11 protein-coding genes are annotated in these 12,982 nt (G+C 66.2%); 5 read left to right on the top strand and 6 right to left on the bottom strand.

Annotated features, from left to right (window positions below):
* The first annotated feature begins 29 nt into the window (after window positions 1-29).
* Both GGQ62_RS02530 and GGQ62_RS02525 read left to right on the top strand, forming a co-directional pair.
* The gene (locus GGQ62_RS02530) at window positions 30-449 is read left to right on the top strand and encodes an ExbD/TolR family protein (RefSeq protein ID WP_152576635.1); all 420 of its coding nucleotides are present in this window, start codon (window positions 30-32) and stop codon (window positions 447-449) included.
* 204 nt (window positions 450-653) lie between these two features.
* Window positions 654-1,412 (top strand): SDR family NAD(P)-dependent oxidoreductase, encoded by a 759-nt coding sequence (locus tag GGQ62_RS02525; protein ID WP_152576636.1) that lies wholly within the window; start codon window positions 654-656, stop codon window positions 1,410-1,412.
* Between the two features lie 257 nt (window positions 1,413-1,669).
* Here GGQ62_RS02525 and GGQ62_RS02520 read toward each other — a convergent pair whose 3' ends face one another.
* Window positions 1,670-3,472, bottom strand: coding sequence for an ABC transporter transmembrane domain-containing protein (locus tag GGQ62_RS02520; protein ID WP_152576637.1), 1,803 nt, complete (start codon window positions 3,470-3,472; stop codon window positions 1,670-1,672).
* A 168-nt stretch (window positions 3,473-3,640) separates the two neighbouring features.
* On the opposite strand from GGQ62_RS02520, the gene GGQ62_RS02515 reads away from it, so the two are divergent.
* Complete coding sequence (locus GGQ62_RS02515) at window positions 3,641-4,945, top strand: polyhydroxyalkanoate depolymerase (RefSeq protein WP_152576638.1); 1,305 nt, start codon at window positions 3,641-3,643, stop codon at window positions 4,943-4,945.
* 10 nt (window positions 4,946-4,955) lie between these two features.
* Here the strand turns inward: GGQ62_RS02515 and nikE are convergent, their stop codons facing one another.
* The 5 genes from nikE to GGQ62_RS02490 are packed head-to-tail and all read right to left on the bottom strand — an operon-like array spanning window position 4,956 to window position 11,713.
* Complete coding sequence (nikE, locus tag GGQ62_RS02510) at window positions 4,956-6,536, bottom strand: nickel ABC transporter ATP-binding protein NikE (RefSeq protein WP_152576639.1); 1,581 nt, start codon at window positions 6,534-6,536, stop codon at window positions 4,956-4,958.
* Window positions 6,533-7,321, bottom strand: coding sequence for an ABC transporter permease (locus GGQ62_RS02505; RefSeq protein ID WP_207790461.1), 789 nt, complete (start codon window positions 7,319-7,321; stop codon window positions 6,533-6,535). Before GGQ62_RS02505 ends, nikE begins: the two co-directional genes overlap by 4 nt.
* Window positions 7,318-8,256: an ABC transporter permease gene (locus GGQ62_RS02500; protein ID WP_152576640.1), complete on the bottom strand. Its 939-nt coding sequence runs from the start codon at window positions 8,254-8,256 to the stop codon at window positions 7,318-7,320. Before GGQ62_RS02500 ends, GGQ62_RS02505 begins: the two co-directional genes overlap by 4 nt.
* A complete protein-coding gene (locus tag GGQ62_RS02495) occupies window positions 8,253-9,860 on the bottom strand; it encodes an ABC transporter substrate-binding protein (protein ID WP_207790462.1) in 1,608 nt (535 codons plus the stop codon). The genes GGQ62_RS02500 and GGQ62_RS02495 overlap by 4 nt, the downstream gene beginning before the upstream one ends.
* Window positions 9,861-9,892: 32 nt before the next feature.
* Complete coding sequence (locus tag GGQ62_RS02490; protein WP_152576641.1) at window positions 9,893-11,713, bottom strand: ATP-binding cassette domain-containing protein; 1,821 nt, start codon at window positions 11,711-11,713, stop codon at window positions 9,893-9,895.
* 198 nt (window positions 11,714-11,911) lie between these two features.
* Between GGQ62_RS02490 and GGQ62_RS02485 the strand changes: the two genes are divergently transcribed.
* Both GGQ62_RS02485 and GGQ62_RS02480 read left to right on the top strand, forming a co-directional pair.
* On the top strand, window positions 11,912-12,202 hold the full coding sequence (locus GGQ62_RS02485) for a PepSY domain-containing protein (protein WP_152576642.1): 291 nt from the start codon (window positions 11,912-11,914) through the stop codon (window positions 12,200-12,202).
* Window positions 12,203-12,283: 81 nt separating this feature from the next.
* The gene (locus GGQ62_RS02480) at window positions 12,284-12,946 is read left to right on the top strand and encodes a response regulator transcription factor (protein ID WP_152576643.1); all 663 of its coding nucleotides are present in this window, start codon (window positions 12,284-12,286) and stop codon (window positions 12,944-12,946) included.
* Window positions 12,947-12,982 lie beyond the last annotated feature (36 nt).

Raw genomic sequence — 12,982 nt, 5'->3', positions numbered from 1 at the left:
CGTCGCTAGATTTCAAGGAGTAAGGTCCCATGGCCATTTCAATGGGTGGTTCGGCTGAAGGGGAACCGATCCCCGACATGAACACGACGCCGCTTATCGACGTCATGCTCGTTTTGCTGATCATGTTCATCATCACCATCCCGGTCCAGACGCACGCTGTGAAGCTCGATCTGCCGCCGCCGAACCCGAACCCGAGCAATGTCGATCCGGTGTTCAACCAGGTCGACATCGACTTCCTGTCGAACATCTACTGGAACAAGACCGAGGTCGATCTGCCGACGCTGCGCCAGTATATGCGGCAAGCCGCTGCCCTGCCGACCCAGCCCGAGCTGCGTCTGCGTCCGGAAGGCCTCGCCAAATATGAAGTCGTCGACAAGGTGATGGCCGAGGCCCAGCAGGCCGGTATCACCAAGATGGGCTTTGTCGGGAACGAAGCCTACGCGAACTGATCCCGTCATCGACGGAACGGAAAAAGGGCGGGCCGAAGGGCTCGCCCTTTTGCATGCGGTGATCGCCTCCGTCGTACGGTCGTCAAGGGTGACGGCCACCAAGTGAGATCACGCCGCCGGATATAGCGACACTCACGCTTGGGGCAGTTGCCGACCGCGCACGCCCTTCTATCTTCGCCGTCAAATAGCATGGGGGCGACACCGATGGCGGGACGCGTAGCGGACAAGATTGCGCTGGTGACCGGGGCTGCCTCTGGGCTCGGCGCGGAAACGGCGCGGCGTCTGGCGGCCGAGGGCGCCTTCGTGATGCTGACCGACCGCAACCCCGAGGGTGCCGAGGTCGCAGCAGCGATCGGCGAGCGCGCCGACTTCATGCTTCACGACGTGACATCGGAAGACGATTGGGCCGCTGTGGTCACAGCGACGATGGCGCGTTTCGGCAGTATAGGCGTGCTCGTCAACAACGCCGGCGTGGCGGGGAGCGCGCTCGCCTTGCTCGACCACGATCTGGGCGACTGGCGGCGCATCTTGTCCGTCAATCTCGATGGCGTGTTTCTGGGGCTACGCCATTGCGGGCCGGTCATGGCCGCCAAGGGTGGCGGGTCGGTCATCAACCTGTCCTCGATCCTCGGCAAGGTCGGCATGGCGGGGGCCGCAGCCTATTGCGCGTCGAAGGGTGGTGTCACGATGCTGACCAAGGCCGCTGCCGTCGAATGGGCGCCGCTGGGGATCCGTGTCAATTCGGTGCATCCCGGCTTCATCGACACGCCGATGGTTGCCGGTGCGCTCCACGCCGCCGAGAACGGCAACGAGATGCGCGATCGCCTGATGGCCGCGCATCCGATGGCACGGTTCGGCGTGCCGCGCGAAATTGCCGATGCCATCGTGTTCCTGGCGTCGGATGAATCGGGCTTCATGACTGGCGCCGAACTGGTCGTCGATGGCGGCTACACCGCGCAATAATCCGGTTCAGCCGCGCCGGCTGAGGCGGTTATGACGACGCAAGGAGTAAGCTGACCACAAGGACGACGTTAGGATGACAAAAGCGACTCCAAAGCCCGGGAATAATCGCCCGACAACAAAAGCTGTCAGTCCAATCGCGGCAGCGACGGCAATGTAAACCCAGAGCGGAAACATGTCCTGTATCTCCCTTTCGCCGACGCGGATACCACCCGGACCAGCGGCAAGCAACCAGATCGCCGACTTCCGCCACCGCCCGGCTAGGCGACCTGCGCCTCGTCCGGCCGGCTGGTTTCGAACTGCAGACGCGCCAGCTTGGCGTAAAGGCCACCGCCGGCGATCAATCGGTCATGGGTGCCCTCGGCGACGATGCGGCCGCCATCCATGACGATGATCCGGTCGGCATTGCGCACCGTGGCGAGGCGGTGGGCGATGACCAATGTGGTGCGGCCGTGCATCAGGCTTTCCAGGGCGGCCTGGACGAGCCGTTCGCTTTCGCTGTCGAGCGCGCTGGTGGCTTCGTCGAGCAGCAGGATCGGTGCGTCGCGCAGGATGGCCCGCGCAATGGCCATGCGTTGGCGTTGCCCACCCGACAGGCGCGTGCCGGCTTCGCCCATATAGCTGTGGATCCCGTCCGGGAGGTCGCGCAGGAAGCCGTCGGCATGCGCCGCGCGGGCAGCGGCCCAGACTTCGTCCTCGCTGGCATCGGGGCGGCCGTAGCGGATATTCTCGAGCGCACTGGTCGCGAAAATTACGCTTTCCTGCGGCACCACCGCAATGCGCGCACGGATTTCCTCCGGATCGGCGCTGGTCAGCGGCACGCCGTCGAGGCGGATCTGGCCGTGCTCGGGATCATAGAAACGCTGGACGAGCTGAAACAATGTCGATTTTCCGGCGCCCGAGGGGCCGACGATGGCCACGGTTTCGCCCGCCGCCACGTCGAGCGAGAAGTCGAGCAACGCCGCATCCTCCGGGCGTGACGGATAGTGAAACGTCACCTTGTCGAGCGCGAGCGCTCCGCGCGCCGGCGAGGGCAGGGGCGTCGGCCGCTCGGGTGCGCGGATGCCGGCGCGTGCGGCGAGCAGCTCGCGCATGCGGCCGCTGGCGCCGGCGGCGCGCATGAAATCCCCATAGACTTCGGTCAAGGTGCCGAAGGCGCCGGCGACGATGACGGCATAGAAGATGAAGGCCGCGATGGTGCCGCCGCTGAGCCGCCCCGAGATGACGTCGAGCGCGCCCTGCCACAGGACCAGCGTGATCGCACCGAAGATCAGGCCGATGACCAGTGCGGTCATGCCGGCGCGCAGCAGGATGCGCTTCTTGGCGGTGGCAAAGGCCGTTTCCACGGCGGTTCCGAACCGTGCCGCTTCCCGGCTCTCCTGCGTGAAAGCCTGAACGATCTTGATGGCGCCCAGAACCTCGGCGGCCATGGTGCCCAGGCTGGCGATGCGATCCTGGCTCGACCGCGACACGTTGCGCACCCGGCGGCCGAGGAAGATGATCGGCAGCATCGTCAGCGGGATGACCAGCAGCATCAGCCCGGTCAGCTTCGGCGCCTCGCTGAACATCAGCAGGATGCCGCCCAGGCCCATGGCGGCATTGCGCAGCGCGAGTGACGCCGAAGTGGCGACGACCTGCTCGATGACGGCTGTATCGCTGGTCAGGCGTGACGCGATTTCGGCAGGGCGGTTCTCTTCGAAAAACACCGGATCGAGCGTCAGCAGGTGCCGCTGCACAGCCTTGCGAAGGTCGGCGACGACCCGCTCCCCGATCCAGCTGACGAAATAGAAGCGAAACGCCGTGGCGACCGCCAACACGGCGACGACGCCGAGCAGGCCCCAGAAATAGGGCGCAATCGCCGCCGGGTCGGAACCGGCCGCAAAACCATTGTCGACGACCTGCTTCAAACCGCGGGGAATGGCGAGGGTGGCGAGCGCGGCGATGGCCAGCGCAATCAGCGCCGCGCCGAGCTGCGCGGGATAGGCCCGCACAAAACCCCAGAGCAGCGTCAGGTTGGATAGCTTGCGCTGGTCGAGCGGCGGCAGATCGGGTTTTGTGGCCATGGAACCCGATAGCAGGGGTTTGAGCCTCGCTCAATCATTCCCGGTGACGCATCAAAATGACAGTGTATGCCATAATCATTTGGCGCTGCTGCCGTCGATTGCTATGCTGCATGTGCGAACGGCGCCCCACGGGCGCACCCGGCCCCGGCTGCGGCAGAAGGATATTGAATGCTTTACACGGCACATGAAATGCAGCGCGCCTGGCTGGCGGGCATGGGCGCCATGGCGAAGACGACATCGGACTGGCTGCTCAATCCTGCCAATCCCATGTCCTATGCGGGGACAAGCCCGGTGATGGCGCGGGCGCTCGAAGTGTTCGCCCATGCGGCCGCGCCGCGCGGCAAGCCGCCGTTCGGCCTGTCGGCGACGATTGTCGACGGCGTGAGCGTCGCGGTCAACGAGGAGATCGTGCTGCGCAAGCCCTTTGGCCAGTTGAAGCATTTCAGCCGCGCCGTTTCGGGTCGCAAGGATCCGCGCGTCCTGATCGTCGCACCGATGTCCGGCCATTATGCGACGTTGCTGCGCGGCACGGTCGAACGGCTGCTCCCCGACCATGAAGTCTATGTGACCGACTGGCGCGACGCCAAGCAGGTTCCCGTCAGCGAGGGGCATTTCGACCTCAACGACTATATCGATTACATCATCGAGTTCGCCGGGGTCGTCGGGCCGGGGTCGCATATGCTCGCGGTCTGCCAGCCGGCGGTTCCGGCCTATGCCGCGCTCGCCTATATGTCGGGGCAGAACGACCCGGCGACGCCGCTGACGCTGACGATGATGGGCGGCCCGGTCGATACCCGCAAGGCACCGACGTCGGTCGACGACCTGGCGACGCAGCGGCCGTTCGCCTGGTTTGAACAGAATGTCATCGCCACGGTCCCCGCGGGCTATCCGGGTGCCGGCCGCAAGGTCTACCCGGGGTTCCTGCAATTGGCGGGTTTCATGTCGATGAACCTTGCAAACCACATGAAATCGCACTGGGAATTGTTCAAGCATCTGGTCGCTGGCGACGACGACAGCGCCGATGCGACCAAGGCCTTCTACGAGGAATATCGCTCGGTCAGCGACATGACGGCGGAATTCTACCTGCAGACCATCGATGTGGTGTTCCAGCGCCAGGCGATTGCGAAGGGGGAATTCGTCCACCGCGGCGTGCGCATCGATCCGGCGGCGATCGACCGGACCGCGCTGCTCGCCATCGAAGGCGAGCGCGACGACATTTCGGGGCTGGGCCAGACCAAGGCCGCACTCGACCTGGCGGTGCGCCTGCCCGACGAGAAGAAGCAATATTACATGGCCGAGGGCGCCGGGCATTACGGCATTTTCAACGGCCGCAAATGGCGCGACAGCATCGCGCCGATCGTCGAACGCTTCATTCGCAGCCATGACCCGGCGCAGCTGACGCCATTGCCGGCGGTCATCAAGGTGGTGCCGCGCGTCGAACTGGCACCGGTTCCCGGCGTCGAGGTCGCCTGAGCGGACCCCGTCAGGCGGCTGCGTCGGGCAGGCCGCCGAGCGGAATAGCGGTAACGAGCGCGAGGGCGGCGGCTGATTGCGGGTGCCGCAGCACGGTCGCCGCGTCGCCTGCCTCGACGATCATGCCCCGATCGAGAACGAGAATGCGGTCGGCGATGGCGGCGGCAGTCCGCAGGTCATGGGTGATGAACAGGATGGCGACGCCGGTTTCGGCCTGAAGATCATCGAGCAGTGCCAGCACCTGCGCCTGGACGACAGGGTCGAGGCCGGAAACGCTTTCGTCGCAGATCAACAGCCTGGGCTGCATTGCCAGTGCGCGGGCGATGGCGATGCGCTGGCGCTGGCCACCCGAAAAAGCGGCAGGCAGCCGGTCGAAAGCGCCGACGGGCATGCCGACGCGCGCCAGCAGCGATACCGCCCGGGCCCGCGCATCGACAGGGCTGGCGCCGGCAAGTTCGGCGGCGCGCGCGATGGAGCAGCCGATGCTGCGGCGCGGATTGAACGCGCTGAACGAATCCTGGAACACCATCTGGACAAGCCCGCGCGCGGCGCGCGATGCGGCGCCGCGCAGCGCCCGCACCGCGACACCGTCGATGGTGATACTGCCGCGATCGGCCGGCACGATGCGCATGATCAACCGCGCCAAGGTCGATTTGCCCGACCCCGAGGCGCCGACAATGGCGGTGGTCGTGCCTGCCGCCACGACAAAGCCCGCGCCGGCGATAATGACCTCGTTGGGTACGGACTTGGTGAGGCCATCGACGATCAGCACGGGCGGGGCTTCGGGCCGCGGGCGGCGCATGGGCGGCGGCCGTGACGCGGCCAGCATCGCCTGGGTAACGGCGTGGCGCGGCGATTCCAGGACCGCGCGTGCTGGCCCGATTTCGACGATGCGCCCGGCGTCGAGGACCGCGATGCGATCGGCAATGGCGGCGACGACGGCGATGTCATGGCTGATAAACACCAGCCCATGGTCGCCACGCGCCTTCAGGGCGGCGAGCAAGTCGAGGATCTGTGCCTGGGTGACGGTGTCGAGCGCCGTCGTTGCCTCATCGGCGATGATGACATCGGGCGCCATGGCAATGGCCATGGCGATTGCGACACGCTGGCATTCGCCGCCGGACAGCTGGTGCGGGGTGCGCCGCGCGACAGCCGGGTCGAGCGCGACCGATGCCAGCAGCTCGTCCGTCCGGCGTGCGCGCGCGCCCGCATCGAGGCCGCTGTGGAGCAACAGCACCTCTTCGACCTGCTTGCCGATCTGTTGCAACGGGTTGAGCGCGGGCACGGGTTCCTGCGGCACCAGGGCAATGCGGTTGCCGCGCAATCGGCGCAGCGCCGGCTCGCCGAGGGCGGTGAGGGTCTGGGCGCCGAGCGTAATGCTGCCCCGAGTGATCGCGAGCCCGGGCGGCAGCGCGGCCATCATGGCAGCCGCCAGCACCGATTTGCCCGAGCCCGATGCACCGACAAGGCACAGGGTTTCGCCGCGCCGGACGTCGAAGTTCATATCCTCGACAGCCCATTGCCGGTCGGCCCCCGGTGGCAGCGCCACCGACAGCCCGCGCACCGAAAGCGCCGGTCGGGCGCCGGTCATGGCGCACCCGGACGATTGTCGGCGACAAGGCTCAATGCCAGCACCAGCGAAACCAGCGCCAGGCAGGGGAACAGCACGAGATACGGAAAGGCGAAGGCGAGGGCGCGCCCGTCGGTGATCATGCCGCCCCAGTCCGGCGCCGGCGGCGGCAGGCCCAGGCCCAGAAAACCGAGCGCTCCGACCATCATCACGCCATAGCCGAGGCGCAGACAAAAATCATTGACCAGCGCCGGCGCCGCGTTGGGCAGGATGTCGTGCCACAGGATGCGCCATTCGGCTTCACCCTGGGTGACCGCAACGGTGACGAAGTCGCGCCCGGCGAGGCCGCGGGCAAGGTCACGCACAATCCGGAAAACCAGCGGCGTCGTTCCGACCGCGACCGCGATGACCACGTTCACGGCCGATGCACCGAGCGCGACGATGATGACGAGATACAGTACCAGAACAGGAAACGACAGCAATATGTTGGAAAGAAAAGAAAGAAGGCTGTCGGTCCGGCCGCCGCGAAACCCTGCGACAAGGCCTGCAGCGGTTCCGACGACATAGGCGATGACGGTGGCGGCAAGCGACAGCGTCACGACCGGCCGCGCCCCCCAGATCAGTCGCGACAGGATATCGCGGCCGAGCAGATCGGTGCCGAGCACGAAGCCGGGACTGCCGGGCGGCAGCAACGGCGTGAAGCTCGCCAGCGGGTCGTGCGGCGCGAGCCAGGGTGCCGATATGGCAGCAGCGAGCCATGCCGCGATGATTGCAGCGCCGCAGAGGAAGAGCAGGCGGCTGGTCACGCCGTCCGCAATCGCGGGTCGAGCGCCCGCTGCAGCAAGTCGCCGAGCAGCTGGCTGGTAACGACGACGACCACGCTGACCATCGCACCGGCCTGGATGAGCGAAACATCGCTGTTGAGCGCGGCCTGGTAGAGCAGCGTGCCGAAGCCGCGATAGGCGAAGAACACTTCGGTGATGATGACCCCCGAGAGCAGCCACGGGATCTGCAACATGATCAGCGTGACCGGGGTCAGCAGCGCGTTGCGCAAGGCATGGTGGGTGATGATGCGCACCGGGCCGACGCCCTTCAGCCGCGCCATGCGGATATGGGGCTGGCCCATGACCTCGACCATGCTTGCCCGCGTCGCACGCGCCAGATAGCCTGTGGAGGCCAGGACAAGCACCGCGACCGGCAGCACGAGTTCGCGCCACGCAACGCCGTCCGCCATCGTGCTGACCCCCGGCAGCCAGCCCAGGCCGAGAACGAAGATGGCGACGAGAAACGCCGCCATGGCGAAATCCGGCACCGATGTCGTGACAATGGCGAGGGCCGAAATGGCGCGGTCCGCGGGCCCGCCGGCCCGGACCCCGGCGGCCACTCCGAGCGCCAGCGACAAGGGCACGGTGATGGCCAGCGCCAGCCCTGCCAGCAGCGCCGACGCAGCGAGCCGCGGCCGCAGCAGAACGCCGATCCGTTCCTGATAATGGCGCGACATGCCCCAATCGCCCTGCATGACGCCACCGAGCCAGCGCCAATAGCGGGTCAGCAACGGGTCGTCGTAATGGTTCTCCACCAGCCACGCATGGCGCTGGGCCTCGGTCGAATATTGGCCGAGGACCTTCACCGCGACGCTGTCGATGTTGGATTGCAGCGCCAGATGCACGAGAAACGACACCACCAGCATGGTTGCGAGCAACTGCACGACGCGGCGGCCGAACGCGCCCCATATGGTCATGCCAGCCACACCCGTTCCAGCCGGAAGTAGTCCGCCGGGTGCAGGACATGCCCCCGGATCCGGGGACTGACTGCGGTGAACTTTTCCGGCCAGAACGGTTGCATGATCACCGCGGCGTCGCGCAGCCGCTGCTGGGCCTGCGCCATCACGCCCCGGCGCGCGACCGGATCGACGACCGCCATCGCCGTATCGAGCAAGGTATCGAACTGCGGATCGGCAAAGCCCGTCTCGTTCCAGCTCGATCCGCCGCGATAGCCGAGATCGAGCGTCATGATGCCGAGGGGCCGGTGGCCCCAGGAGGTCAGGCCGAACGGAACCTTGTCCCAGACCGACCAATATTCGGTCGGCGGCAGAACCTTGAGCGCCAGCCTTATGCCGGCTTCGGCGAGATTCTGCTGCAGGATCTGCGCGACATCCTGTTCCCAGCGCCCGGTGGTGTTGCCCAGCACCAGCGACAGGTCGAGCCCGCTCGAAAACCCTGCCGCGGCAAGCAGGCGACGCGCCTCGCGGACGTCGCGCGCTTGCGGCGCCAGACTGCCATGGTCGGGCTGGAGCGCCGATACATGGGTGTGGTCGGCAAGGATGCCGAATCCGCGATGGCCGAGGCGGAGCATGGCGGCATTGTCGGCGGCAAGCTGGATGGCGCGCCGCACCCGGATATCGTCGAACGGTGCCTGGTCGATCTTCATGCGCATGCAGATCGTCATGGCCGACGGATGTCGCAGCAACCGGGCGGCGGGCAGGCGTTCGACAAGGTCCAGTTCGGACACGCCGATGCGGTACAGCATGTCGACCTGGCCGGCCGCGAGCGCCGCGACATGGGTGGCGACATCGGGGCCGAGGTCGATGACATCGATCTGGCGCAGCAACGCTGGCGGCCCCCAATAATCGTCGCGGCGATCGAACCGCGCCTGGCGTCCGACCTGGAAATCGGTCAGCCGATAGGGGCCGGTGCCGATCGGGCCGTCGGTCCAGCGTGTCCCGTCGAAACCGGGGTGCACGATCGCACAGGTCGGGCTGTAAAGCTGCTCGGCAAGAGTGCAGAGCGGCCGGGCAAGGTGCAGGGCGAAACGCCGGTCGTCGAGACGTTCGAAGCCGGTGATGGCGGCAAGGGCGGTCCGATTGACCGATTTTGAGCCAGGCGCGAGCCATCGATCGAAATTGTGGCCGATGTCGGCCGCGGTCAGCGGCTGCCCGTTCGACCAGCGAACCCCCGGTTTCAGTGTGAAGGTCCAGGTCCGCAGATCGGCGCTCGGGCGCCAGCTTTCGGCAAGCGCTGGCCGGACGATATTGTCGGCATCGACTTCGGTGAGGAATTCCAGGACGTTGCGATACAGATTTGAAGCTTCGACCCAGGCCGAAAGCGCCGGGTCGCTGATCGCCTGGACGGCGCAGACAAAACGAAGCCGGTCGTTCGAAGGCCCCGGCGCGGCCGCGCAGGCGCCAAGCGGCACAGCGGCGCCAAGCCAGGACGCATGCTGGAGAAAGCTGCGTCGGTCGATGGATCCCGCATCCGCAGCGGCGGCCAGCATGGCGACATCGGGGTGAAGCGGCCCGCCATCAAGGCTGTGCAACCGCGGTGTTCGCTGCCCGACCATCGCCATGGTCTAGCCGGTCGGCGCGCGGCGTCCAATGCCTAACCGGCGAGGGCGGCTTCCATCTCGGCCAGCGCCAGCCAGCGGTCTTCCGCGTGCGCCAGATCGGCGCGGACCTTTTCCAGCTCGGTCATGACATTGGCGAAGCGCTTGGGATCGCGGGCATAGAGGCCAGGGTCGGCGAGTACGGCCTCGTGACGCGCAGCGGCGGCCTGCAGCAGCTCGAGCTTTTTCGGTAGTTCGGCGAGTTCGCGTGCGTCGTTGTAGCTCAACTTGCCGGCCTTGGGCTTTGCAGTGACGGGCGTGTTGGCATTCTTGCCCTTCGGGGCGCGCGCCTCGCGCGTCGCTGCGGCGCGCTCCTTCTGCTGCTGCCGCTGCTGCGCGGCCCAGTCCGACCAGCCCCCGACGACAATATCGGCATTGCCCTCGCCATCGAGCGCCACGACCATCGTCACGACACGGTCGAGAAAGGCGCGATCGTGGCTGACGAGCAGCACGGTACCGGCGTAATCGTCGAGGACTTCCTCGAGCAGGTCGAGCGTTTCCATGTCGAGATCATTGGTCGGCTCGTCGAGTACCAACAGGTTCGACGGCGTGGCGAACTCGCGCGCCAGCAGCAGTCGCGACCGTTCGCCGCCTGAAAAACCATCGACCGGCGCGTCGATGACGGACGGGTCGAACAGGAACTCCTTCAGATAGCCGGCGACATGTTTGCGCACCCCGCCCACCTCCAACCACTCACCGCCATCGGCAAGGACGTCGCGCACCGTCTTGCCGACACCGTCCTCGGCATCGAGCCGCTGGCGGCGCTGGTCGATGACGGTCGGGTTGAGCGTCTTGGCGCGGCGGATTTCCCCGCTGTCGGGTGCCTGCTGGCCGAGCAGAAGGCGGATCAGCGTCGATTTGCCGGCGCCATTGGGGCCGATGATGCCGATGCGGTCGCCGCGGCGCACGCGTAGCGACAGGTCGCGCAGGATCGGCCGGCCGCCGAAGCTGAGCGCCACATGGCTGGCGTCGATGAGCACCTTGGTCTTGCCATCGTCGGCGGTGGTCGCCAGCTTGGCAACCGCATCGCCAGTGACCATCGCCTTGCGGGTGGCGCGCAGCTCGATCAACTTGGCCAGGCGCCCCTCGTTGCGGCTGCGCCGGGCGGTGACACCGCGCAGCAGCCAATGTTCCTCCTGCCGCAGCTTGGTGTCGAGCTTGGCGGCATTCTTGGCTTCCTCGGCAGCGACGCGTTCCGACCAGTCCTCAAATCCGCCAAAGCCGACCTCGGCGCGGCGCAATGTACCGCGATCGAGCCACAGACAATTTTTCGTGAGACGGGTCAGAAAGGCGCGATCATGGCTGATCGACAGAAAGCCGCCGTTGAATCGCTCCAGCCACGATTCGAGCCATTCGATCGCAGCGATGTCGAGGTGGTTGGTCGGCTCGTCGAGCAGCAACAGGCCGGGCTCCGACGCAAGCGCACGGACAAGTGCCGCACGGCGGCGTTCGCCTCCCGATGCTGTCGCGGCGTCGCGGTCGAGATCTGCGCCGAGGCGCGACGCGACGGAATCAAGCAGGTGATCGGCGGGCGCATTGCCGCCGGCGCGGACGTAATCGCCCAGGGTCGCGAAGCCGGCCAGATTGGGATCCTGTTCGAGCCGGATGACATTGAGCGCCGGCGAAACGGCGCGGCGGCCTTCATCGAGATCGATTTCGCCGGCGATCAGCTTGAGCAAAGTGGTCTTGCCGACGCCGTTGCGGCCGATCAGGGCGAGGCGGTCACGGGCGTCGATGGTCAGGTCGAGGCCGCGGAACAGCCAGTCCCCGCCCTGGCGCAGGCCGGCATTTTCAAGCGTAAGGATCGGTTCGGGCATGGTCGGCCTTGTTCAGAAAGCGCGGCGTTCAGCAACCGCGGCACGTGCCGCTTTGCGGCGCAAACTGCAATGGGCGGGTAGCGCAATGGCATCATATTGGCGTCCGGCACAGCCCCGGCAAGGGCACCCCATTGACATTAAGGGTCGGTTCAGCGGACCAATCTCATAGGGGCAGGGGACTTCAGCAGCGTAAGCATCATGCGATTAACGGCATTATTTCTCTTTTTCATGGCGACGTGCCTGCCGGCTGCCCCTGTGGTCGCCGGCGGCCCGAATATCGTCAAGGGCCTGGTCGACGCCGGGGAAATCATGCCGTTCGAACCGATCCGCAACCGAGTTGTGGCGCAGACCCCGGGCGACTATGTGGGGGCCGAATTTGACGCAACGACGAAACGTTACCGGTTCCGCTTTCTGGTCGAAGGCAATGTCGTCAACGTCGATGTCGATGCCCGAACCGGGAATAAAATATCGTCGCGCCAGAGTTTTTGACACGGCGCTGACTGCTCGCTCATGGCACTGTCTGGCAGTGCCCGTTTCCAGTCGGCGCCAGCCGATGCTCAAGGGTCCCCAATGCGAATATTGATCGTCGAAGATGAACCCAATCTGCTTCGCCAGCTGAAGGCCGGGCTCGAAGGCGCGGGCTATGCCGTCGATACCGCCACCGATGGCGAGGATGGCCATTATCTCGGCACCACCGAAACCTATGACGCCGTCATTCTCGATCTTGGCCTGCCCGAGGTCGATGGGCTTACTGTGCTCGACCGCTGGCGCCGGGAAGGCCGGACGATGCCGGTGCTGGTGCTGACGGCGCGCGACAGCTGGTCGGACAAGGTCGCCGGGCTCGATGCCGGCGCCGACGATTACCTGGCGAAGCCGTTCCAGACCGAAGAACTGATTGCGCGTCTGCGCGCCCTCATCCGGCGCGCGGCGGGCAAGGCGACGTCTGAACTGTCCGCCGGCGGCGTGCGGCTCGACACGCGCTCCGGGCGCGTCAGCCTCGATGGCGAACCGGTCAAGCTGACCGCGCAGGAATTCAAGCTGCTGAGCTATCTGATGCACCACAAGGGCAAGGTGATCAGCCGCACCGAATTGATCGAGCATATCTACGACCAGGACTTCGATCGGGATTCGAACACGATCGAGGTGTTCATCACCCGCATCCGCAAAAAACTCGGCTCCGATCTGATCAGCACGACTCGCGGCCTTGGCTACAGTCTCAACGACGCCGACTGATCCGCCGCGACGCTGGTCGCTGGCGGGGTCATTGCG

This window comes from Polymorphobacter fuscus, from assembly GCF_011927825.1.
Classification (GTDB): Bacteria; Pseudomonadota; Alphaproteobacteria; order Sphingomonadales; family Sphingomonadaceae; genus Sandarakinorhabdus; species Sandarakinorhabdus fusca.
Note: the sequence above shows the minus strand (reverse complement) of the source record. Positions and strands in the feature narration are given on the sequence as shown.

Bases quoted from the DNA above. Each gene is read 5' to 3' on its own strand.
- nikE (WP_152576639.1), bottom strand. From the start codon at position 6,536: ATGACCGGCGCCCGACCGGCGCTTTCGGTGCGCGGGCTGTCGGTGGCG.
- GGQ62_RS02480 (WP_152576643.1), top strand. From the start codon at position 12,284: ATGCGAATATTGATCGTCGAAGATGAACCCAATCTGCTTCGCCAGCTG.
- GGQ62_RS02515 (WP_152576638.1), top strand. From the start codon at position 3,641: ATGCTTTACACGGCACATGAAATGCAGCGCGCCTGGCTGGCGGGCATG.
- GGQ62_RS02495 (WP_207790462.1), bottom strand. From the start codon at position 9,860: ATGGCGATGGTCGGGCAGCGAACACCGCGGTTGCACAGCCTTGATGGC.
- GGQ62_RS02525 (WP_152576636.1), top strand. From the start codon at position 654: ATGGCGGGACGCGTAGCGGACAAGATTGCGCTGGTGACCGGGGCTGCC.
- GGQ62_RS02490 (WP_152576641.1), bottom strand. From the start codon at position 11,713: ATGCCCGAACCGATCCTTACGCTTGAAAATGCCGGCCTGCGCCAGGGC.
- GGQ62_RS02520 (WP_152576637.1), bottom strand. From the start codon at position 3,472: ATGGCCACAAAACCCGATCTGCCGCCGCTCGACCAGCGCAAGCTATCC.
- GGQ62_RS02500 (WP_152576640.1), bottom strand. From the start codon at position 8,256: ATGACCATATGGGGCGCGTTCGGCCGCCGCGTCGTGCAGTTGCTCGCA.
- GGQ62_RS02530 (WP_152576635.1), top strand. From the start codon at position 30: ATGGCCATTTCAATGGGTGGTTCGGCTGAAGGGGAACCGATCCCCGAC.
- GGQ62_RS02485 (WP_152576642.1), top strand. From the start codon at position 11,912: ATGCGATTAACGGCATTATTTCTCTTTTTCATGGCGACGTGCCTGCCG.